The following is a 22,157-nucleotide window of genomic DNA, read 5'->3' as shown; positions in this document are numbered from 1 at the left end:
GATGTGAGGCGGCGACATTCCGTTTATGTCCCTGCAATAAAAATGAAGTGCCGACAGGTACGGTTTTTCCGTGCCCGTTGGTCTGACTGTGGCTGCGTGTGGCGGTTACAGGGGGATTTCTTATGCTGAAAAATATTACCCGGCAGCTGTTTGCTCAGCTTGGCCGCCATTTACCGCGCCGTTTAGTTCAGCGCGATCCACTGCCAACCCAGCAAAGTGTTGCCAACACACCGATTCCACCTTCACTTAGCGCGCATTGCCTGAAAATGGCGCACCTAAGCGAGCAAGAACTGTGGGCGTTTTTCCATTCTCACCCGGAAGGGCTGAACACCTCGGAAGTGGAACAGGCGCGCGTGACGTATGGCGAAAACAAGCTGCCAACACAGCAGCCGCAGCCGTGGTGGGTGCATTTGTGGCTGTGCTACCGTAACCCGTTCAACATCCTGCTGACTGTTCTGGCGGCGGTCTCTTATGCGACGGAAGACCTGTTTGCGGCTGGGGTGATTGTCCTGATGGTTGGGATTTCCACGCTGCTTAACTTTGTGCAGGAAGCACGTTCGACTAAAGCCGCCGATACCCTGAAAGCGATGGTGAGCAATACCGCGACGGTGCTGCGCGTCATTAATGAGAAGGGCGAAAGCGGCTGGCTTGAGCTGCCCATCGACCAGCTCGTGCCGGGCGATATTATCAAGCTCGCCGCCGGGGATATGATTCCTGCCGACCTGCGTATTATTCAGGCGCGTGACCTGTTTGTTGCCCAGGCGTCGCTGACCGGTGAATCGCTGCCGGTAGAAAAAGTGGCGCACAGCCGCGAACCCGATCAGATCAACCCGTTAGAGTGCGATACGTTGTGCTTTATGGGCACGAATGTGGTGAGCGGCACGGCGCAGGCGATGGTGATTGCCTCTGGCGCGAACACCTGGTTTGGTCAGTTGGCGGGGCGAGTTAGCGAGCAAGAAAGTGAGCCGAACGCCTTCCAGAAAGGCATCAGCCGCGTCAGCATGTTGTTGATTCGCTTTATGTTGGTGATGGCGCCGATTGTGCTGGTGATTAACGGCTATACCAAAGGCGACTGGTGGGAAGCGGCGCTGTTTGCGCTTTCCGTTGCCGTTGGCCTGACGCCGGAAATGCTGCCGATGATTGTCACCTCCACGCTGGCGCGTGGCGCGGTGAAGCTGTCAAAACAAAAGGTTATCGTTAAACACCTCGACGCGATTCAGAACTTTGGCGCGATGGACATTCTCTGCACCGATAAAACCGGGACGTTGACCCAGGATAAAATCGTGCTGGAGAACCATACCGATATTTCCGGTAAGGCCAGCGAGCGCGTGCTACAAACCGCATGGTTGAATAGCCATTATCAAACCGGTCTAAAAAACCTGCTCGACACGGCGGTGCTGGAAGGCGTTGACGAAACGGTTGCACGCCAGCTTTCTACCGACTGGCAGAAAGTGGATGAAATCCCGTTTGATTTTGAACGCCGCCGTATGTCGGTCGTGGTGTGCGAAAAACCAGAGGTGCACAAACTCATCTGTAAAGGTGCGCTGCAAGAGATCCTCAACGTCTGCACTCAGGTGTATCACAACGGTGATGTCGTACCGCTGGATGAAACCATGCTGCGCCGGATTAAACGCGTGACCGATACGCTCAATCGCCAGGGGCTGCGCGTTGTGGCAGTTGCCAGCAAATTCTTGCCTGCGCGCGAAGGGGATTATCAGCGTATTGATGAGTCAGACCTGATTCTCGAAGGCTATATCGCTTTCCTCGATCCGCCGAAAGAGACGACTGCGCCAGCGTTGAAAGCGCTGAAAGCCAGCGGCATTACGGTGAAAATTCTGACCGGTGATAGCGAGCTGGTGGCGGCGAAAGTGTGCCATGAAGTGGGGCTGGATGCGGGCGATGTGGTGGTGGGTAGCGATATCGAACACCTTAGCGATGATGAGCTGGCGCAGCTTGCTCTGCGCACCACGCTGTTTGCTCGCCTGACGCCAATGCACAAAGAGCGCATTGTGACGTTGCTCAAACGCGAAGGGCATGTGGTCGGCTTTATGGGCGACGGCATTAACGATGCTCCGGCGCTGCGCGCAGCGGATATTGGGATCTCGGTGGACGGCGCAGTTGATATTGCCCGCGAAGCCGCAGACATCATCCTGCTTGAAAAGAGCCTGATGGTGCTGGAAGAAGGGGTTATTGAAGGGCGTCGTACTTTCTCGAATATGCTGAAGTATATCAAGATGACCGCCAGTTCTAACTTCGGTAACGTCTTTAGCGTATTGGTGGCGAGCGCCTTCCTGCCGTTCTTGCCGATGCTGCCGCTGCACTTACTGATTCAGAACCTGCTGTACGATGTCTCTCAGGTGGCGATTCCGTTTGATAACGTGGATGACGAGCAGATTCAAAAACCGCAGCGCTGGAATCCGGCAGATCTTGGCCGTTTCATGGTATTTTTCGGGCCAATCAGCTCCATCTTTGACATTTTAACCTTCTGCTTGATGTGGTGGGTGTTTAAGGCCAACACACCGGAAACGCAGATGCTGTTCCAGTCTGGCTGGTTCGTGGTGGGGCTGCTGTCGCAAACGCTGATTGTGCACATGATTCGTACCCGCCGCGTACCGTTTATCCAGAGCCGCGCGGCATGGCCATTAATGCTGATGACGCTGGTGGTGATGGTCGTCGGGATTGCACTGCCATTCTCGCCGCTGGCAAGCTATCTGCAATTGCAGGCGCTGCCGCTGAGCTACTTCCCGTGGCTGGTGGCGATTTTGGTGGGTTATATGACGTTGACGCAGTGGGTGAAGGGCTTCTTCAGCCGCCGCTACGGCTGGCAATAAGGCAAAACAAAAAAGGCAGCCTCGGCTTAATGCTTGTCAGTTAAGGGGAGTTCTGCTTTTAGTATCGCCGTCAGTTGCGCTCTTTGAATGAATAGCAACAACCAGAGTTGCTGAAACCGATGAGTCCCCGATGGAAATCGGCGAGCCGGAGAAGGGAAGACAAGGTCAGACCGCCAGGGATGGCGGGATGAGGCGAACCGAGACAGGAAGTCGAGTTTCGCCGTGCCGCAGGCTGGAGTTCGCAGGCGAGCGTAGTGCGAAGCACCGATTTCCCTGCGGGGCCGAGGGGATTGTCAAGGGGGACTCGGCAGTCCCCCTTGACCCGTTCACAGGAACAGGTGCTTCATGTTCTACAAAACATCAGGTGAACGGAATGTGGCGCTTAACTGACCAACATTACAGCCTCGGCTGCCTTTTTTACACCAAACCGACTTAGCGACGTACTGCGATCGCTTCGATTTCAATCTTCACATCTTTCGGCAGGCGAGCCACTTCAACACAGGAACGTGCCGGGAAGGTGGCGTTATGCTCGGTAAAGAATGCTTCATAAGTGGCGTTAACGGTCGCGAAATCGTTGAGATCTTTTACGAAAACGGTCGTTTTGACGATATCGCCAACTTTCAGGCCTGCGGCTTCGACGATAGCTTTTACGTTGTCCAGCGACTGACGTGCCTGAGCAGACACATCTTCCGACACCGCGCCAGTTTTCGGGTCAACCGGGATCTGACCCGAAGTGATGATCATGCTGCCCAGGTCAACGCCCTGAACGTATGGGCCGATAGCTGCTGGTGCATTTTCCGTCGCAATAGTTTTGCTCATGATATCTCCAGTTTAACTGCATTAATGAGGTCGCAACCATTATAGGGAGGCGGAAAACCAATACCAACCGCTATTCATTGGCCAGCACCACATAATGAGAAAACTCTTTTTCACAGTATTTGCATTTGAGAGCGATATCATCGGCGCGTTTTTTCACTGCAAAGCTCGATGAAACCGGTTCTGCGTGGCTGATGCAGTTGCTGTTTGGGCACACCAGCACGTTTTCAATGCGCTCTGGCAGATTCGGGCGAGATTTGCCCACCACTTCATACTCATCAATGCGGTTAACGGTCGCCAGCGGCGCATACAGCGAAAGCTGGTTTACCTGCTCGTCGGTCAGGAAGGTATTTTCGATTTTGATCAGATCTTTACGACCCATTTCGCCGGATGGCAGGTTCAGGCCGATGGTAATGCGCTGGTCGGTTTTGGTCAGTTTGAATAGCGTCAGCAGCTTAAAGCCAATCTGCGCCGGGATATGGTCAATCACTGTACCGCGTTTAATCGCTTCGACTTGCAGTTTGTTATCGTGTGTCATCGTCATATCCTCACAGAACCAGATCTTTATTCAGTACCAGTGCCAGTAACGCCTGGCGCGCGAAGATGCCGTTGCCAGCCTGCTGGAAGTACCAGGCATGTGGCGTTTTATCGACATCAGTTGTGATTTCATCAATGCGTGGCAGCGGGTGCAGCACTTTCATATTGTCGCGCGCGCCGTCGAGATCCGCCGCGCGCAGCACAAACTGAGCCTTCACGTTGGCGTATTCCGATGGGTCGAGGCGCTCTTTTTGCACGCGGGTCATGTACAGAATATCCACCTCCGCCATCACCTCATCAATGGAGCTGTGCAGGCTCCAGGCGATGCCTTTTTCGTCCAGCATGTCGAGAATGTACTGCGGCATGGCGAGGGCGTCCGGGGCGATAAAGTAGAAACGGTTGCCGTTGAACTTAGCCAGCGCTTGAGTCAGCGAGTGAACGGTACGGCCATATTTCAGGTCGCCGACCATCGCGATATTCAGGTTTTCCAGGCGGCCCTGCGTTTCCTGAATGGTGAACAAGTCAAGCAGGGTCTGCGTTGGGTGCTGGTTTGCGCCATCACCGGCGTTCAGTACCGGGATGCCGCCAGAGAACTCGGTCGCCAGACGGGCGGCGCCTTCCTGCGGGTGGCGCATGACAATGGCGTCAACATAAGTGCTGATAACCGAAATGGTGTCGGCCAGCGTTTCGCCTTTTTTACCCAGCGAGGTGTTGCTGCTGTCAGAGAAACCGACCACGCTCGCGCCCAGGCGGTGCATTGAGGTTTCAAAAGAGAGACGGGTGCGCGTCGAGGCCTCGAAGAAGCAGCTAGCGATGACCTTATGCTTGAGCAGCTCCGGCTGCGGGTGCGCTTTGAGTCTGGCAGCAGTCGCCAGCACCAGTTCAAGGTCTTCGCGGCTGAGATCGTTTATGGAAATGATGTGTTTTTGATACAGCGGATTAGCCATGTTTATCTCCTGACGACTGCGCAAAAAAAAAGCCCCTTAAATAAGGGGCTTTGAGAATAGGGATGCAACGGAAAGAAAAAACGGCAGGCCAGCGTCTGTTTTCAGACGCGGTAAGACGCGATGTCGTACACACTGAACCATAATTCCTCCCGGCAAAACGGGTGGCATTATACGCAGCTTTGTTGGGCAATCAAGCGTTGGATTCACACTTTAATCGACGAAAACGATTCTTATTGAATGGCTAACGTATTTTTGTGCATTTAAATGCATCGCTAAACGGCGTGAGACAAAGTGTGCGCTAAATCATCTGTCCGCGAATACCATGATAAAAAGTGCTGGTATGGTAAGCCGAATTTACGTATAACAACTAAAAATTGAAACATCGTTTTATTTGTGGGGTCTTCATGATTATTGGCAACATTCATCACTTACCGTCCTGGCTGCCGGAAGAATTACGTCAGGCTATCGTTCATTTGCAGGCAAACGTCAGCGATACGACCCCGGAAGGGAAATATGATATCGACGGCAACCGCCTGTTCTATATGATCTCTGAAAATATGACCGAGCCGTGTGCCGAACGCCGCGCCGAATATCATGAGCGTTATCTGGATATTCAGGTGGTGTTAAAAGGCCAGGAAGGTATGGCGTTCAGCACGATGCCTGCGGGTACGCCAGAGACGGACTGGCTGGCAGATAAAGATATCGCGTTCCTGGCTGACAGCGTGCAGGAAAAAATGGTCGTGATGAGCGAAGGGGATTTTGTGGTGTTCTATCCGGGCGAAGTGCACAAACCGCTATGCGCGGTTGGACAGCCTGCGAAGGTGCGTAAAGCGGTGATTAAACTGCTGGTTGGGTAACAGCATAACCCTGGCCTTGCGGCCAGGGTTAGCGCGGTTTATTTGCTGAGCGTTGCCACCATCACCGCTTTGATGGTGTGCATCCGGTTTTCGGCCTGATCAAACACAATACTGGCCGGAGACTCAAAGACCTCATCGGTGACTTCCATACCGCCATGCAGGCCGAATTCAGCCGCCATTTTCTTACCGAGCGTGGTCTGGTCATCATGGAATGCAGGTAAGCAGTGCAGGAATTTGACCTGCGGGTTGCCGGTCAGTTTCATCATGGCGCTGTTAACCTGATAACCACGCAGCAGCGCAATACGTTCTGCCCATTTCTCTTTGGCCTCGCCCATCGACACCCACACATCGGTATAGATAAAGTCGGCCCCTTTTACGCCTGCTGCAATATCTGCCGTCAGCGTGACGTTGCCGCCATTTTTCTGCGCCAGCGCTTTGCATTCCGTCACCAGGCTCTCTTCCGGCCAGCATTCAGGCGGAGCCACCAGGCGTAGGTCAAGGCCGGTTAGGGCCGCCGCTTCCAGCATCGAGTTGCCCATGTTGTTACGCGCGTCACCGGCATAAACCAGCGTCATTTCGTTAAACGCTTTGCCTGGCAGATGTTCTTGCATGGTGAGCAAATCCGCCAGTAACTGGGTGGGGTGGAACTCGTCGGTAAGGCCGTTCCACACCGGCACTCCGGCATATTCCGCCAGCGTTTCAACGATTTCCTGGCCGTAGCCACGGTACTGGATCCCGTCGTACATACGGCCCAGCACACGGGCGGTATCTTTAATGGATTCTTTGTGGCCAATCTGGCTGCCACTGGAGCCGAGGTAGGTCGCGCGAGCGCCCTGATCGTAAGCGGCAACTTCGAAAGAGCATCGTGTACGGGTAGAATCTTTTTCGAAGATGAGCGCGATGTTTTTACCGGTCAGTTTCGGCGATTCCACGCCATTCTTTTTATCCGCTTTTAGTTTTGCCGCAAGCTGTAGCAGAGTGGTGATTTCTGTCGGGGTAAAATCCAGTAATTTTAAGAAGTTCTTTTTGTACAGAGTAGACATTTTTCCCTCACCTGGCTTAAGCCACTTATTGAATTAAAATTCACTTTATATGAATGAATATTCATTTGCAACCCCCGAAACAAATCTTTATCGGAAAGGTGGAGGCAATGGCGGCGGTATGTGACAATAAGAGTATCCGCCACATTATGAGGAACGCGACATGGCAAACCCAGAACACCTGGAAGAACAGCGTGAAGAAACACGTCTGATTATTGAAGAACTGTTGGACGACGGCAGCGATCCTGACGCGCTGTACACGATTGAACACCACCTTTCTGCGGATGATTTCGAAAGCCTGGAAAAGGCGGCGGTTGAGGCGTTCAAGCTGGGCTATGAAGTGACAGAGCCGGAAGAGCTGGAAGTGGAAGAAGGCGACACCGTTATCTGTTGCGATATCCTGAGCGAATGTGCGCTGAATGCCGAGCTGATTGATGCACAGGTTGAGCAACTGATGAACCTCGCAGAGAAATTCGAAGTGGAGTACGACGGTTGGGGCACTTACTACGAAGATCCAAACGGCGAAGAAGGTGACGACGACGAAGATTTCGTCGATGAAGAAGACGACGGCGTTCGCCACTAAGTCATCTGATTACCTACGGCAGCGCCCGCTGCCGTAGGGCAAGGATTATGCGATGGACTATCCGCAAATACTCTCCCCGATTCTGACCTTTCTGCACTGCAAAACACCTCAAGCGTGGCTTGATAAAGCGCGCAGTCCGGCGAATCTGCCGCTGTTGTTAACCGACCATCTCATATGTGAGCTGAAAGCCGCGCAAACCGCGATGCTATTAGTGCGTAAATATGTCGCGGATAAAGACGGCGCACAGGCATTATTGGACTGGTTAAAACCGTATGAAGCCTTCGCCTTTCGAGAGGGCGATGAACCGGATTTTGTCGCGTTGCATAAACAGATTGGCAAGGGCGTCATGCCGCAGACTGACGACCCGTGGGGGCGGCAGTTGATCGACAGCATGGTGCTGCTTATTAAAGAAGAACTGCACCACTTCTGGCAGGTGCGTGAAGCCATGCAACGGCGCAATATCCCGTATGTGAAAATTACCGCTAGCCGATATGCGAAGGGAATGCTTAAAGAAGTACGCACCCACGAGCCGTTAACGCTTATCGATAAACTGATTTGCGGGGCGTACATCGAGGCGCGTTCCTGCGAGCGCTTTGCGGCGCTGGCGCCTTATCTGGATGACGATCTTCAGACGTTTTATCTTTCGCTTCTGCGCTCGGAAGCACGCCATTACCAAGATTATCTGGCGCTGGCGCAGCAGGTTTCTGCTGAGGATATTAGCGCTCGTGTGCGTTTCTTTGGCGAAGTGGAAGCCGCACTTATCTCCTCGCCTGACGACGAATTTCGCTTTCACAGCGGTGTGCCAGTCTGACCTTTCTCATCATCAGTAGATAAAATTTGGTGGCTGGAAATTAAACGCCTTTACCTGAATAATCGGTAAAGGCGTTTTGTTATATCTCGATAGAGCACAGCGGCTAAGCCACAAGAGGGGAAATATCCCCCAGCATAATAACTGATTGATGTTATGGAATAAGGATGGTTGATGAACTGGGCACACGTATTAATGGCGGGTTACATTGGGGTGGTGATTGCTATCCTGGTGGGGGTACTTCGCAAAAAAGGTTGGGTGGGGAAAATTTCCGGCGTGGTTTTTTTCGTGGTCGCAATAGCGGCCTGGAATTGGTTTGATGTGCATTATCTGATTCCGCGAGAAAGCCCTGACTTCGGGCAGACCGAAGAGCAAAAGTTTGAAACGGCGATGCTCAATATGCCGACTTTCCAGGTTATTAAGGAACAAGACCCGGCATTTTGGCAGCATATCCGCAGCCAGGCGGTGCAGATGAAAGAGGCGGGAAATAGCGAACAGCAAATCATCGACGCTATTCAGCCGCAGGTGCTGCAACTGCAAATGGCGCGCCTGCAACAGGCTCCTGACACTAATGTTGTCGAGTATATGAATATCAACCTCGAACAAATGGCCGCAGTGAAGAAAAAGGGCGATGACGAGTGCTTCCGTTTCCTGTTCCCGGCGGTGAAAGGGGGTATTAATCCGGTGCATATCATCCCGCAAGAGGTGCTTGCGCGGCGGATGGACGGCGATGCGCGAATGATGCGTGCCGCCTACGGGCCGAATAAACACACCGTGACCACGGAAGAAAAACAGCGCGCGTTACAGGATATGCGTAACGTAGCCCCCGTGCTGGTACAGCGCTATGGGCAAGATATTGAAATTATGTCTGATCCAAGCAAGGGCGTGGGTAAGGAAAAAATAGCCTGCGAACTGGTGCAAAATTTCTGGACGCAGGTGCTGACCTTACCTGAAGCGCAAGCGGCAGGGGTTATTCGCCTGGCGGTATCGCCGGAAATGCAATAACAGCGAAACCCCTTTGGCAGGGTTCAAAGGGGTTTTAACATTCTCACTTCACAATCGACGTGGCCGGTGCAACCGAGTGGTTCGGCGATATGCTCAAAGCCCAGCCGTTCATACAGGTGAATAGCCTCGGTCAGGAAGGCGGTTGTTTCCAGATAGCACTGTTTGAAACCTTGCCCACGCGCGTAGTCCAACGCCGCTAACGCCAGTTTTTTTGCCAACCCTTGCCCGCGAACGCTCGGCAAAAAGTACATTTTTTGCAGCTCGCAAATATTGGGTTCGCTACAGCTTAATGGCGCAACGCCACCACCACCAACGACCTGCCCATCGCGTTCCACCACCCAATAGGCCGCGCCTGGCTGGCTGTAAACCTGAAATAGTTCATCCAGATTGGGATCGGCAACGGTATAGCCTTTATCAGCAGTCAGGCCGTATTCAGCGGAAGCCTGACGGATTACCGCAGCAATAGCCTGATTATCATTAACCGTGAGTGGGCGTATCGTGAGTGACTCGACAACGTTCATTTTACTACCTTGTGAAACAGCATAAAGAAAATCATCTAATAACACCCTCCGTAATCTGATGCAAGTAACTTATAAATCGCAGGGGTTTAATATTATTCTGTTTTTTAATGCGAAATTATGTTTTAACTGGCAGGTTATTTCCAGTATGTAATTATTAGTGTGATGGATTAATTTGATTAGGGATATATTATGGGTGAACGTTTGAGCGGTAATAATAGCCAATCTCACGTATTTGAGTCCTCTGGGCGGTACTTTAGCTATTTTCGTATTTGTCTTGTCAATTTGTTGCTTGTTATTATCACCTTGGGAATATATTACCCCTGGGCGCTGATGAAGTGTCGGAATTATATTCACAACAATATTAAACTCAATGGTCAATCATTCTCCTGTGAAATGACGGGGGCGGATGTCTTTTTAAGTTGGGTTGTGCTGTTTTTTATATATCTCTCAGGCATTATTTTAATTGATACCGATAATGTTTTTATCGGTACTGTGATTTTGATCCTGGTGATAATGTCGCGCCCTTTTATGGTGGTTAAAAGTTTACAGTATCAGGCGAACATGACGTCTTTTAACGGCGTTCGTTTCGGCTTTAACTGCCCTATGATGCAAGCATGGTGGGAGATGTTTGGGTTACCGATGCTGATGCTCCTGCTGTGGGGTTTTGTGATGGGAATAATATGGTCGCTTAGCGGGGGATTTCGGCACGCAACGACCTTCTCTACTATGATGTTCGCCGTAGTGGGATTATCCAGTTTAGCGGTCATTAATGGCATAACCTACAGTAAAATGATGAATATTGTGGGGGAAGGCAGTCGTTTCGGTATCCACCGGTTTGATGTGTTGATTGATATCTGGCGCTGCATTAAATTGGCCGTTTTGGCGATGCTCGCGCTGATCCCGTTTTTACTGGTTGTGGGGTTTCTCTTTCACGAGGCTTTGGTATTCATTATACAGTTAGGTAAGCGTGACATAATCGTAGAGGAAGCTAAACTGTTCTTGTTCGAAATTAAGCCACGGCTTATCGCCATCTATTTTATTTATTTTCTCGGTCTTGGGGTTTCAACAAGCTATTTGATTATGGCGTTTCGTAACTATTTTCTGGCGAATTTGCGATTAGCCGACGATACGATCCACTTTCGTTCCACGCTGACCTTTTCTGGCATGGTTTACCATTTAGGTAGCCTGTATCTTCTCTCTGCGATAACGCTTGGGCTGGCTTATCCATTATTGAGAGTGTGGTATTTAGCCTGGCTGGCAGAAAATACGTATGTGGTGGGTGATCTGGATGCGCTGGTAATGAGTAATAGCGATGAGGCTATTGATAATGGTATCGGTTCACGTATTTCCCGTGGCGTGATACCCACGCTTCATTTTATGTAAAAATAATAAGGCCGGAGTCTCCTCCGGCCTTATTTCTGAATGCGAGCAATTACAGCGCGGCGATAACAGCCTGCTGTTCAATCAGCTTCGCTTTCGCTTCGGCATAACCTTCTAGCTTCTCACGCTCTTTGGCGATCACCGCTTCCGGTGCGCGCGCCACAAAGCCTTCGTTTGCCAGTTTGTTCTCGATGCGGCTGATTTCACCTTCGATTTTCGCCACTTCTTTCGCCAGACGCGCCAGTTCATCTTCTTTGTTGATGAGGCCAGCCATCGGGATCAGCAGCTCAGCGCCGTCGATGATTTTGGTTACGGAAACCGGGCCTTTGTCATCGGCTGGCAGCACGGTGATGCTTTCCAGACGCGCCATTGATTGCAGGAAGCTCTGGTTGTCGGTCACGCGACGCTGCGCGTCAGCGCTGCAACCACGCAGCAACAGTTCCAGTGGCTTGCCTGGGGCGATGTTCATTTCCGCACGGATGTTACGTACAGCGATGATCGCCTGCTTCAGCCATTCGGTGTCAGCCAGCGCCGCTTCATCAACCTGTGCCGCGTTATATTCCGGGAACGGCTGCAACATGATGGTGTCGGCGGTGATGCCTTTCATCACCTTCACACGCTGCCAGATGGTTTCGGTGATGAATGGAATAATCGGATGCGCCAGACGCAGCAGACCTTCCAGAACCGTGACCAACGTATTACGCGTGCCGCGCAGTTCAGACTCAGAACCGCCGCTCATTACCGGCTTGGTCAGCTCCAGATACCAGTCACAGAACTGGTTCCAGGTGAACTCGTAAAGAATGCCAGCAGCGATATCGAAGCGGAAGCTATCCAGCGCTTCGCGGTACGCTTTAATGGTGTGGTTGAATTCCGCCAGAATCCAGCGGTCTGCCAGCGACAGCGTCATGTCGCCGCCGTTGAAGCCGCAGTCCTGCTCTTCGGTATTCATCAGCACGAAGCGGCTGGCGTTCCACAGCTTGTTACAGAAGTTACGGTAACCTTCCAGACGTTTCATATCCCAGTTGATATCACGACCGGTAGAGGCCAGTGCCGCCAGGGTGAAACGCAGGGCGTCGGTGCCGTGCGGCTCAATGCCGTCCGGGAATTGCTTCTCGGTACGTTTCGCAATTTTCTCAGCCAGCTGCGGCTGCATCATGTTGCCGGTACGCTTGGCAAGCAGATCTGGCAGAGAGATACCATCGACCATATCCAGCGGGTCAATCACGTTACCCTTGGATTTAGACATCTTCTGGCCTTCGTCGTCGCGAATCAGACCGGTCATGTACACGGTATGGAACGGAACCTGCGGCTTGCCGTTTTCATCTTTGATGAAGTGCATGGTCATCATGATCATGCGGGCAATCCAGAAGAAGATGATGTCGAAGCCAGAAACCATCACGCTGGTTGGGTGGAACTGACGTAGCGCGTCGGTGTTTTCCGGCCAGCCGAGGGTAGAGAACGTCCACAGTGCGGAGGAGAACCAGGTATCCAGAACATCTTCGTCCTGACGCAGTTGAACGTCGGCAGCCAGGTTATTTTCCTGACGCACTTCGTCTTCGGTGCGGCCTACGTAGACGTTACCGTCGTTGTCGTACCATGCCGGAATGCGGTGACCCCACCACAGCTGACGGGAGATACACCAGTCCTGAATATCGCGCATCCAGGAGAAATACATGTTTTCGTACTGTTTTGGCACGAACTGAATGTCGCCATTCTCAACCGCTTCAACGGCCGGTTTTGCCAGCACATCGGCGCGCACGTACCACTGGTCGGTCAGCATCGGTTCGATAACCACGCCGCCACGGTCGCCGTAAGGGACAGTCAGATCGTGTGGTTTAATCTCTTCCAGCAGGCCGAGCGCATCGACGGCTGCAACTACCGCTTTACGCGCAGCAAAACGTTCCAGATTCTGGAACTCTGCCGGGATGTCGGTAGGGTAGACATCAGACTCTTCACCTTTGGTATCAAATACCTGCGCGCTTTCGCGGATATCACCATCAAAGGTCAGGATGTTGATCATCGGCAGTTGATGACGTTTACCCACTTCATAGTCGTTAAAGTCATGCGCCGGGGTGATTTTCACGCAGCCAGTGCCTTTTTCCATGTCGGCGTGTTCATCGCCCACAATCGGAATACGGCGGTTAACCAGCGGCAGAATAACAAATTTGCCAATCAGGTCTTTGTAACGCGGATCTTCTGGGTTTACAGCGACACCGGTATCGCCCAGCACGGTTTCTGGACGGGTGGTCGCAACGACCAGGTAATCTTTACCGTCGGCAGTTTTCGCGCCATCAGCCAGCGGATAGCGGATGTGCCACATCGAGCCTTTAGACTCGCGGTTTTCTACTTCGAGGTCAGAAATTGCGGTGCGCAGTTTCGGATCCCAGTTGACCAGGCGTTTGCCACGGTAAATCAGGTCTTCTTTGTACAGGCGCACGAAGACTTCTTTCACGGCATTGGAAAGACCTTCGTCCATGGTGAAGCGCTCGCGCTCCCAGTCCACGGAGTTGCCAAGACGGCGCATCTGGCGGGTAATAGTGCCGCCAGATTCTGCTTTCCACTGCCAAATTTTGTCGATAAAGGCATCGCGACCGTAATCGTGACGGGTTTTACCTTCTTCTGCGGCAATCTTGCGCTCAACGACCATCTGGGTAGCGATCCCGGCATGGTCTGTACCGACCTGCCACAGGGTGTTTTTACCCTGCATACGCTGATAGCGGATCATGGTATCCATGATGGTTTGCTGGAAGGCGTGACCCATATGCAAACTGCCGGTGACGTTTGGCGGCGGGATCATGATGCAGAAGGATTCTTTACTTTCGTCGCCGTTCGGCTTGAAGTAGCCCTGCTGTTCCCAGTGCTCGTAAAGCGGCTGTTCGATATCTTGTGGGTTATATGTCTTTTCCATTATTTCCAGGTTGCCGTATTCAGGTTAAAACCAGCCACGCGGTAGGCTTTGTAGCGTTCGCGTGCGAGTTGTTTTAAAGAGTCTTCGTAAGGGACAAAGTCTACCACTTCTGTGAAAGCGGTGGCAAAATCTGCAAAATTTACCCGCAGACTGATCAGGATATCGCGTGGGCTACTGTTGCGCTTTTGCGGCCACGCAATCTCGACCGGCGCACCGCCGCGTGGGCCTTCACCCGCCAGGTTATGAGGGACAAAACTTTCCGGCGGACGCGTCCACAGGGCTTCATCCAGGCGAATGGCCTGCTGTTCGTCCTCACAGGCGATCAGCACGCGCTTTCCCGCGCGCCAACGTTCTGCGGCAATTTCACACACCAGTTGCTCGACGGTGCTTAAGTCATCGGCGGTGTTGTCGTTGTCCAGAAGGTAGAACGTTGCATTCTTCATATATGGGGCTTCTTGTGGTCACTTTAAATGCTTAAGCCGGGTGGCGCTACGCTTACCCGGCCTACGGAATCGTGACGTTGTCGGCCGGGTAAGCGCAGCACCACCCGGCATTGAACATCACTCTTCGCCGTTAAAACCCGCACGATTGAGCAGGAACTGCGACAACAGCGCGACCGGGCGACCGGTAGCACCTTTCGCTTTCCCTGAACGCCATGCCGTACCGGCGATGTCCAGGTGTGCCCAATTGTATTTACGGGTAAAGCGCGCCAGGAAGCAACCTGCGGTAATCGCGCCGCCAGGACGCCCGCCAATGTTTGCCATATCGGCAAAATTAGATTCCAGCTGTTCCTGATATTCATCGCCCAGCGGTAAACGCCATGCGCGGTCGCCAGACTGCTCGGATGCACCGATAAGCTCATGCGCCAGCGGGTTGTGGTTCGACATCAGACCGGTGATGTGATGGCCCAGCGCAATGACACAGGCGCCGGTCAGGGTCGCAACGTCAATCACCGCTTCCGGCTCGAAACGCTCAACGTAGGTTAATACATCGCACAGTACCAGACGGCCTTCGGCATCGGTGTTCAGCACTTCAACGGTTTGGCCGGACATTGTCGTCAGCACGTCACCTGGGCGATAAGCCCGCCCGCCAGGCATGTTTTCACAGCCCGCCAGTACGCCGATGACGTTAATAGGCAGCTGAAGCTCTGCGACCATACGCATCACGCCGTATACCGCCGCCGCACCGCACATGTCGTACTTCATCTCGTCCATGCCTTCGGCAGGTTTGATGGAGATACCGCCGGAGTCGAAGGTCAGGCCTTTGCCCACCAGTACAATTGGACGAGCGTCTTCGGAAGCCACGCCCTTGTACTCAATAACCGACATCAGCGACTCGTTCTGCGAGCCGTTGCCGACGGCGAGATACGAGTGCATCCCCAGCTCTTTCATCTGCTGCTCGCCGATAACGCGAGTGACGACGTTTTGGCTGTAACTGTCTGCCAACTGGCGCGCCTGAGAGGCAAGATACGCGGCGTTGCAGATATTTGGCGGCATATTGCCGAGATCTTTCGCTGCTTTGATACCGGCTGCAATCGCGAGGCCGTGCTGAATAGCGCGTTCACCGCTGGTCAGTTCACGGCGAGTTGGCACGTTAAAGACCATTTTACGCAACGGGCGGCGAGGCTCGGTTTTGTTAGTTTTGAGTTGGTCGAAGCTATACAGCGTCTCTTTTGCCGTCTCGACGGCCTGACGCACTTTCCAGTAGTTGTTACGGCCCTTAACGTGCAGCTCAGTCAGGAAGCAGACGGCTTCCATTGAGCCGGTATCATTCAGGGTGTTAATTGTTTTCTGAATGACCTGCTTGTACTGACGCTCGTCAAGCTCGCGCTCTTTGCCGCAGCCAATCAGCAGGATGCGCTCTGACAGCACGTTGGGTACGTGGTGTAGCAACAGGGTTTGCCCTGGCTTGCCTTCCAGTTCGCCGCGACGCAGCAACGCACTGATATAGCCGTCGCTGATTTTATCGAGCTGTTCGGCAATTGGAGAGAGCCGACGTGGTTCGAAGACACCCACGACGATACAGGCACTCCGCTGTTTCTCTGGGCTACCACTTTTTACACTGAACTCCATGCACTACGCTCCTGAATCTTAAAGACAACGGCGGTGGCTACGGATAGAATTGCAAGCTTACGTAACTCATTTCCGCTGTTGCGGTGACTTCGTGTTAATCTTAACGTTATTACGGTGTTGGCACGTCAGAACAAATCCTGAAACGTGAAACCGCTGAGTCATTTAATCTTAGCGATGTTTTCGACGACTCAAGAGAATAAATGACGTTTAAGCCATGAAACAAGCTATTTTCCTGCAATAAGACGGGTTTTTACGGGCGTATTTATAGTGATAATCATACGATATCTGGTGCGGGAGACGCTAAAAAGCCAGCTTGCCATCCTTTTCATCCTACTTTTGATTTTCTTTTGTCAGAAGTTGGTGAAGATCCTTGGCGCAGCGGTTGACGGCGATATCCCGACAAACCTGGTGTTCTCTTTGCTGGGACTCGGCGTGCCGGAAATGGCGCAGCTTATCCTACCTCTGAGCCTGTTCCTGGGTCTATTGATGACGCTGGGAAAATTGTATACCGAAAGCGAAATTACGGTCATGCACGCGTGTGGCCTGAGTAAAGCGGTACTGATTAAAGCGGCGATGGTGCTGGCGTTGTTTACCGGTATCGTGGCGGCAGTCAACGTCATGTGGGCGGGGCCGTGGTCGTCTCGTCACCAGGATGAAGTGTTGGCGGAAGCAAAAGCAAACCCTGGCCTGGCTGCCCTGGCGCAAGGGCAGTTCCAGCAATCTAACGACGGTAACGCCGTATTGTTTATCGAAGGCGTAGACGGCGCGAAGTTCCATGACGTGTTCCTGGCGCAGTTGCGGCCGAAAGGCTCTGCGCGTCCTTCCGTTGTGGTTGCCGACTCCGGCCAACTTTCTCAACGCAAAGATGGTGCTCAGATTGTGACCTTGAACCAGGGAACACGCTTTGAGGGAACCGCGATGCTGCGTGATTTCCGCATTACCGATTTCAAAAACTATCAGGCGATTGTTGGCCATCAAGCGGTGTCGTCAGACCCAACCGATACCGAGCAGATGGACATGCAAACCTTGTGGAATACGGATAGCGACCGTGCCCGCGCCGAGCTGCACTGGCGTTTCACGCTGATTGCGACGGTGTTTATTATGGCGCTGATGGTTGTGCCGCTGAGCGTGGTTAACCCGCGTCAGGGGCGCGTGCTGTCGATGCTGCCAGCGATGCTGCTGTATCTGGTGTTCTTCTTGCTGCAAACCTCGCTTAAGTCCAGTGCGGGTAAAGGCAAAATCGACCCAGCGCTGTGGATGTGGACGGTCAACCTGGTTTACTTCGCGCTAGCCGTGTTGCTGAACCTGTGGGATACCGTTCCGATGCGTCGTATCCGCGCTAAAATTATGCATAAAGGAGCGGTATAATGCAGCCATTTGGTGTACTTGACCGCTATATCGGCAAAACTATTTTGACGACCATCATGATGACGTTGTTCATGCTGGTGTCGCTGTCCGGCATTATTAAGTTTGTCGATCAGTTGAAAAAGGCCGGGCAGGGTAGCTACGACGCGCTAGGCGCGGGCGTCTATACCATCCTCAGCGTGCCAAAAGATATCCAGATTTTCTTCCCGATGGCGGCACTGCTTGGCGCGTTGCTGGGGCTGGGGATGCTGGCTCAGCGCAGTGAATTAGTGGTGATGCAGGCTTCCGGTTTCACCCGTATGCAGGTTGCGCTGTCGGTGATGAAAACGGCGATTCCGCTGGTATTGCTGACGATGGCAATGGGCGAATGGGTCGCTCCGCAGGGCGAGCAGATGGCGCGTAACTACCGCGCACAGCAGATGTTCGGCGGCTCACTGCTCTCGACGCAACAAGGTATGTGGGCGAAAGACGGCCACAACTTTGTCTACATCGAGCGGGTGAAAGGTAATGAAGAGCTGGGTGGTGTAAGTATCTATAGCTTTAGCAAAGAGCGACGCCTACTCTCTGTGCGCTATGCGGCTAACGCGAAGTTTGATAACGAGCAAAAGGTGTGGCGTTTGTCGCAGGTGGATGAATCTGACCTGAGCAATCCAAAACAGATTACTGGCTCACAGACTGTCAGTGGCACCTGGAAAACCACGCTGACGCCAGACAAACTTGGCGTTGTAGCGTTAGATCCAGATGCATTATCTATTAGCGGTCTGCACAACTATGTGAAGTACCTGAAAGCGAGTGGCCAGGACTCCGGGCGTTACCAGCTTAATATGTGGAGCAAAGTCTTCCAGCCACTTTCCGTGGCGGTCATGATGCTCATGGCACTGTCGTTTATCTTCGGCCCGCTGCGTAGTGTGCCTATGGGTGTGCGAGTGGTCACTGGTATCAGCTTCGGCTTTGTGTTCTATGTGCTCGATCAGATCTTCGGCCCACTCACGCTGGTTTACGGCATTCCGCCTGTGATTGGTGCGCTGTTACCAAGCGCCAGTTTCTTCCTGATAAGCCTGTGGCTGATGATGCGAAAATCGTAATCGGTATACTAAAAAAGGGAGCGAAAGCTCCCTTTTTTATGGGCCGATATGCAGCCTGCGCGATAAACGTAGCGCCATCGGGCAACCGCAGTAATTCGGCTGATTACCTGCGGCGCCCTCCTAACAAACTTCCTAACATGCCGCGCACTATCTGATTTGTTACCTGCCGTGCGGCACTCTTTGCGACCGTTTGCACTACGCCGTCACGCTTGCCGCCGCGAGGCCCGGTTGTACCGAATAGAATATCCTTCAGCCCGCCGAAAATACCATCATCGGCAGCGGCGGCCTGACCTTTGGCGGCGGGAGCATTCACTTGTTCAGTGCTGGCTTGCACCCCTTTTTGCAGCATCTCGAACGCCGACTCACGGTCAACTTTATCCTCATACTTACCGTATAACGGTGAGTTATTGATAAGCCCGTTGCGCTCGTCGTCAGTCACTGGCCCCATCCGTGAACAGGGGGCTATCACCATTGCTCGTTCAACGACTGATGGGCTGCCTTTTTCATCAAGGAATGAGATTAACGCTTCACCGGTTCCCAACTCTTGAATGGCCTGCTCGGTATTGAACGCTGGGTTGGCGCGCATCGTCTGTGCGGCGGTTTTCACCGCTTTCTGATCCTTCGGTGTAAATGCACGTAGCGCGTGCTGCACGCGGTTGCCCAACTGCCCAAGCACGGCATCGGGGATATCCGAAGGGTTCTGTGACACAAAATAGACGCCCACACCTTTAGAACGGATCAGGCGGATAACCTGCTCGATTTTGTCCAGCAGCACCTGCGGTGCATCGTTAAACAACAGGTGTGCTTCATCGAAGAAAAAGACCAGCTTCGGCTTTTCAACATCGCCAGCTTCCGGCAATTGCTCATACAGCTCTGACAGCATCCACAGCAGGCTGGCGGCGTACAGCTTTGGCATCTGGTAGAGTTTTTCGGCGCTGAGGATATTAATAATCCCTTTACCGTTGCTGTCGGTGCGCATCCAGTCATGGATATCCAGCATCGGCTCGCCGAAGAAGTGCTCCGCCCCCTGTTGCTCCAGGGTGAGCAGCCCACGTTGGATCGCACCCACCGAGGCACTGCTAATATTGCCGTACTGGTTCTGGAAGGATTTTGCGTTATCACCAATGTACTGCGTGATAGCGCGCAAATCTTTAAAGTCTAACAGTAATAAACCCTGGTCATCAGCGATGCGAAAAATGATATTCAGCACCCCAGACTGCACCTCATTCAGGTTAAGCAGACGGGCAAGCAGAAGCGGGCCGAGATCGGAGACGGTGGCTCGCACTGGGTGGCCTTTCTCACCAAAAATATCCCATGTGACGACCGGATTAGCATGAGGCTCCCAGCCGGTCACTCCTATTTTTTCCAGCCGCGCCAGCAGCTTTTCTGACGCTTGCCCCTCTTTCGCTACACCGGTCAGGTCACCTTTTACATCCGCCATAAATACCGGCACGCCAATTTCGGAGAATGACTCCGCCAACTTTTGTAGGGTAACGGTTTTGCCCGTCCCGGTTGCGCCGGTTATCAGGCCGTGACGGTTGGCCATCGCGGGCAGCAAAACAAGCTGTGTATCCTGGGTGCGTGCAATTAGCAAAGGTGCGCTCATGGGTAATCCTCCATTTATTCTGCGTCGAGTATAGGCAAAACAACGGCATCCTGATGCAGTAAATTGTCTGCTTTGCGACGCATTATCCAGCGCAGACTATGCTTTGCATATGGTTTGCTTTTTTTTGGAATGCTATGTCCAGATTCTTCATGAACAATCGTAAACAGCTGGTGGACGATGCACTGGAAGGGGTAGTGTTGTCAGCACCGTTCGCTAACCTGGTGCGTTTAGACATCGATCCGGCGATACGTATTATTGCCCGCAATGACTGGGATAAAAGTCGAGTGGCGATTATCTCTGGTGGTGGCTCAGGGCACGAACCCGCACATGCTGGGTTTGTTGGTAAAGGCATGTTAACTGCCGCCGTGTGCGGTGATGTTTTTGCCTCGCCCAGCGTGGATGCGGTACTGAACGCGATCGTTGCTGTCACCGGCGATCGTGGCTGTTTATTGATTGTTAAAAACTACACTGGCGATCGACTGAACTTTGGCCTCGCCGCTGAGAAGGCCAAGCGCTATGGCTTAAAAGTCGAAATGGTGATTGTGGCCGATGACATCGCGCTACCTGACAATAAGCAACCGCGTGGTATTGCTGGTACGGTATTGGTACATAAAATCGCAGGCTATGCCGCCGAGCAGGGAAAATCACTCAGCGAAGTTCGTGAGATAGCCCAGCAGGCCTGCGACAGCGTATTCAGCCTTGGGCTTGCTATGCAAACCGGTAACTTGCCCGGCGGCAGTGAAACGTCTGAGCGAATCAAAACAGGGCAAGTGGAGTTGGGGCTGGGGATTCACGGTGAGCCGGGGGCTTCTGTCGTCAACAGCCATAACAGCCAGCAACTGATGAGCACATTAGTGAACACGCTGAAGCCATCGGTCGGCGAGGCGCGCGTGGCGGTACTGATTAATAATCTTGGCGGCGTGTCAGCACTTGAGATGGCGCTGCTGACCAAAGAGCTGGCGCATGGCGCATTACGTGAGCAGATCGCGTGGATAATTGGCCCCGCTTCGCTTGTGACCTCGCTCGATATGAAAGGTTTTTCGCTATCTTTACTGTTGCTTGATGATATGAGAGAGCAGGCATTGCTGGCAGCGGTCGAGACTAGCGGTTGGGTGAGGGCTGTCGCCTTCATGTCAGCCAAAACGGTAGCTCACACGAAAGTGCATGATGCACTGGAGATTCAGCCCTCGGAGAATTCACTGGTGCGTAAATGGGTCGCACAGGCAACCCAAAGGCTGCTCGATATCGAAAGCCGCCTGAATGCACTGGACGCTAAAGTGGGTGATGGTGATACTGGCTCGACTTTTGCGTTAGGGGCGCAGGATATTAGCACCCAGCTTAACCGCAACGCACTGCCGCTGGATAACCCCGCTCAGTTACTACAGCTGATTGGCGAGCGGCTGGCAACGGTAATGGGTGGTTCCAGCGGTGTATTGATGTCGCTATTTTTCACCGCAGCAGGGCAAGCGCTAATGCAGGGGCGCACTCTTCCTGATGCCCTGCTAGCGGGTCTAACGCAGCTGAAATTTTACGGTGGTGCAGAACTGGGAGATCGAACATTAATCGATGCCCTGCAACCCGCACTGGAAGCATTGCGAGACGACGGCTTAGATGCAGCCATTAGTGCTGCACAGCGCGGAGCAGAAAGTACCGCTAATATGCAGAAAGCTAAAGCAGGGCGCGCGTCGTATGTAAATAGCGACAACCTGAACAGTGTGCCCGATCCCGGTGCAGTCGCTGTTGCAGAGATTTTTGCCGCTTGGGGGCGTGGATAAAAAAGCGGTGGCACACGCCAC

The 22,157-nt window shown here is 52.9% G+C and carries 19 protein-coding genes and 1 pseudogene; 9 read left to right on the top strand and 11 right to left on the bottom strand.

Annotated features, from left to right (window positions below):
- Window positions 1-122 precede the first annotated feature (122 nt).
- On the top strand, window positions 123-2,831 hold the full coding sequence (mgtA, locus tag AC6I4B_RS20585; protein ID WP_497767806.1) for a magnesium-translocating P-type ATPase: 2,709 nt from the start codon (window positions 123-125) through the stop codon (window positions 2,829-2,831).
- A gap of 432 nt (window positions 2,832-3,263) precedes the next feature.
- Here mgtA and ridA read toward each other — a convergent pair whose 3' ends face one another.
- The 4 genes and pseudogenes from ridA to pyrL form a co-directional block, all read right to left on the bottom strand.
- Window positions 3,264-3,650 (bottom strand): 2-iminobutanoate/2-iminopropanoate deaminase, encoded by a 387-nt coding sequence (gene ridA, locus AC6I4B_RS20580; RefSeq protein ID WP_497767805.1) that lies wholly within the window; start codon window positions 3,648-3,650, stop codon window positions 3,264-3,266.
- A gap of 70 nt (window positions 3,651-3,720) precedes the next feature.
- On the bottom strand, window positions 3,721-4,185 hold the full coding sequence (gene pyrI, locus AC6I4B_RS20575) for an aspartate carbamoyltransferase regulatory subunit (protein WP_497767803.1): 465 nt from the start codon (window positions 4,183-4,185) through the stop codon (window positions 3,721-3,723).
- Window positions 4,186-4,195: 10 nt separating this feature from the next.
- On the bottom strand, window positions 4,196-5,131 hold the full coding sequence (gene pyrB / locus AC6I4B_RS20570; protein WP_497767802.1) for an aspartate carbamoyltransferase: 936 nt from the start codon (window positions 5,129-5,131) through the stop codon (window positions 4,196-4,198).
- Between the two features lie 2 nt (window positions 5,132-5,133).
- A pseudogene (gene pyrL, locus AC6I4B_RS20565) lies at window positions 5,134-5,272 on the bottom strand (pyr operon leader peptide).
- A 263-nt stretch (window positions 5,273-5,535) separates the two neighbouring features.
- Here pyrL and AC6I4B_RS20560 point away from each other — a divergent pair.
- On the top strand, window positions 5,536-5,988 hold the full coding sequence (locus AC6I4B_RS20560; RefSeq protein WP_497767801.1) for a YhcH/YjgK/YiaL family protein: 453 nt from the start codon (window positions 5,536-5,538) through the stop codon (window positions 5,986-5,988).
- A 38-nt stretch (window positions 5,989-6,026) separates the two neighbouring features.
- Here AC6I4B_RS20560 and argF read toward each other — a convergent pair whose 3' ends face one another.
- Window positions 6,027-7,031: an ornithine carbamoyltransferase gene (gene argF / locus AC6I4B_RS20555; protein WP_497767799.1), complete on the bottom strand. Its 1,005-nt coding sequence runs from the start codon at window positions 7,029-7,031 to the stop codon at window positions 6,027-6,029.
- Window positions 7,001-7,096, bottom strand: coding sequence for a putative translational regulatory protein ArgL (gene argL, locus AC6I4B_RS20550; protein ID WP_497767798.1), 96 nt, complete (start codon window positions 7,094-7,096; stop codon window positions 7,001-7,003). The genes argF and argL overlap by 31 nt, the downstream gene beginning before the upstream one ends.
- 95 nt (window positions 7,097-7,191) lie before the next feature.
- Between argL and rraB the strand changes: the two genes are divergently transcribed.
- The 3 genes from rraB (at window position 7,192) to AC6I4B_RS20535 (ending at window position 9,424) form a co-directional block, all read left to right on the top strand.
- On the top strand, window positions 7,192-7,611 hold the full coding sequence (gene rraB / locus AC6I4B_RS20545) for a ribonuclease E inhibitor RraB (protein WP_497767796.1): 420 nt from the start codon (window positions 7,192-7,194) through the stop codon (window positions 7,609-7,611).
- Between the two features lie 52 nt (window positions 7,612-7,663).
- Window positions 7,664-8,422, top strand: a complete 759-nt coding sequence (miaE, locus tag AC6I4B_RS20540) for a tRNA isopentenyl-2-thiomethyl-A-37 hydroxylase MiaE (protein ID WP_497767795.1) — start codon at window positions 7,664-7,666, stop codon at window positions 8,420-8,422.
- 171 nt (window positions 8,423-8,593) lie between these two features.
- Window positions 8,594-9,424 (top strand): topoisomerase II, encoded by an 831-nt coding sequence (locus tag AC6I4B_RS20535; RefSeq protein ID WP_497767793.1) that lies wholly within the window; start codon window positions 8,594-8,596, stop codon window positions 9,422-9,424.
- A gap of 23 nt (window positions 9,425-9,447) precedes the next feature.
- Here AC6I4B_RS20535 and AC6I4B_RS20530 read toward each other — a convergent pair whose 3' ends face one another.
- Window positions 9,448-9,945, bottom strand: a complete 498-nt coding sequence (locus AC6I4B_RS20530) for a GNAT family N-acetyltransferase (protein WP_497767792.1) — start codon at window positions 9,943-9,945, stop codon at window positions 9,448-9,450.
- A gap of 189 nt (window positions 9,946-10,134) precedes the next feature.
- Here AC6I4B_RS20530 and AC6I4B_RS20525 point away from each other — a divergent pair, with 189 nt between their 5' ends.
- Entirely contained in the window at window positions 10,135-11,328 is a 1,194-nt protein-coding gene (locus tag AC6I4B_RS20525) for a YjgN family protein (protein WP_497767791.1), read from the top strand.
- Between the two features lie 49 nt (window positions 11,329-11,377).
- Here the strand turns inward: AC6I4B_RS20525 and AC6I4B_RS20520 are convergent, their stop codons facing one another.
- The 3 genes from AC6I4B_RS20520 to pepA all read right to left on the bottom strand — a co-directional run bounded on the left by AC6I4B_RS20520 (window position 11,378) and on the right by pepA (window position 16,305).
- Window positions 11,378-14,233, bottom strand: a complete 2,856-nt coding sequence (locus AC6I4B_RS20520) for a valine--tRNA ligase (protein ID WP_497767789.1) — start codon at window positions 14,231-14,233, stop codon at window positions 11,378-11,380.
- On the bottom strand, window positions 14,233-14,676 hold the full coding sequence (holC, locus tag AC6I4B_RS20515) for a DNA polymerase III subunit chi (protein ID WP_497767788.1): 444 nt from the start codon (window positions 14,674-14,676) through the stop codon (window positions 14,233-14,235). The genes AC6I4B_RS20520 and holC overlap by 1 nt, the downstream gene beginning before the upstream one ends.
- Window positions 14,677-14,793: 117 nt before the next feature.
- Window positions 14,794-16,305 carry a leucyl aminopeptidase gene (gene pepA / locus AC6I4B_RS20510; protein ID WP_497767786.1) on the bottom strand — a complete coding sequence of 504 codons (1,512 nt, stop codon included), beginning with the start codon at window positions 16,303-16,305 and terminating at the stop codon, window positions 14,794-14,796.
- A 267-nt stretch (window positions 16,306-16,572) separates the two neighbouring features.
- Between pepA and lptF the strand changes: the two genes are divergently transcribed.
- Both lptF and lptG read left to right on the top strand, forming a co-directional pair.
- Window positions 16,573-17,673, top strand: coding sequence for an LPS export ABC transporter permease LptF (gene lptF, locus AC6I4B_RS20505; protein ID WP_497767785.1), 1,101 nt, complete (start codon window positions 16,573-16,575; stop codon window positions 17,671-17,673).
- Window positions 17,673-18,755 carry an LPS export ABC transporter permease LptG gene (gene lptG / locus AC6I4B_RS20500; protein WP_497767783.1) on the top strand — a complete coding sequence of 361 codons (1,083 nt, stop codon included), beginning with the start codon at window positions 17,673-17,675 and terminating at the stop codon, window positions 18,753-18,755. The genes lptF and lptG overlap by 1 nt, the downstream gene beginning before the upstream one ends.
- A gap of 103 nt (window positions 18,756-18,858) precedes the next feature.
- Here the strand turns inward: lptG and AC6I4B_RS20495 are convergent, their stop codons facing one another.
- The gene (locus AC6I4B_RS20495) at window positions 18,859-20,361 is read right to left on the bottom strand and encodes a helicase HerA-like C-terminal domain-containing protein (RefSeq protein ID WP_497767782.1); all 1,503 of its coding nucleotides are present in this window, start codon (window positions 20,359-20,361) and stop codon (window positions 18,859-18,861) included.
- A gap of 134 nt (window positions 20,362-20,495) precedes the next feature.
- On the opposite strand from AC6I4B_RS20495, the gene AC6I4B_RS20490 reads away from it, so the two are divergent.
- The gene (locus tag AC6I4B_RS20490; RefSeq protein ID WP_497767780.1) at window positions 20,496-22,136 is read left to right on the top strand and encodes a dihydroxyacetone kinase subunit DhaK; all 1,641 of its coding nucleotides are present in this window, start codon (window positions 20,496-20,498) and stop codon (window positions 22,134-22,136) included.
- The last annotated feature ends 21 nt before the right edge of the window (window positions 22,137-22,157 follow it).

It is taken from the genome of Kluyvera fluvialis (assembly GCF_059725275.1).
This window is presented reverse-complemented; position numbering and strand designations above follow the sequence as displayed.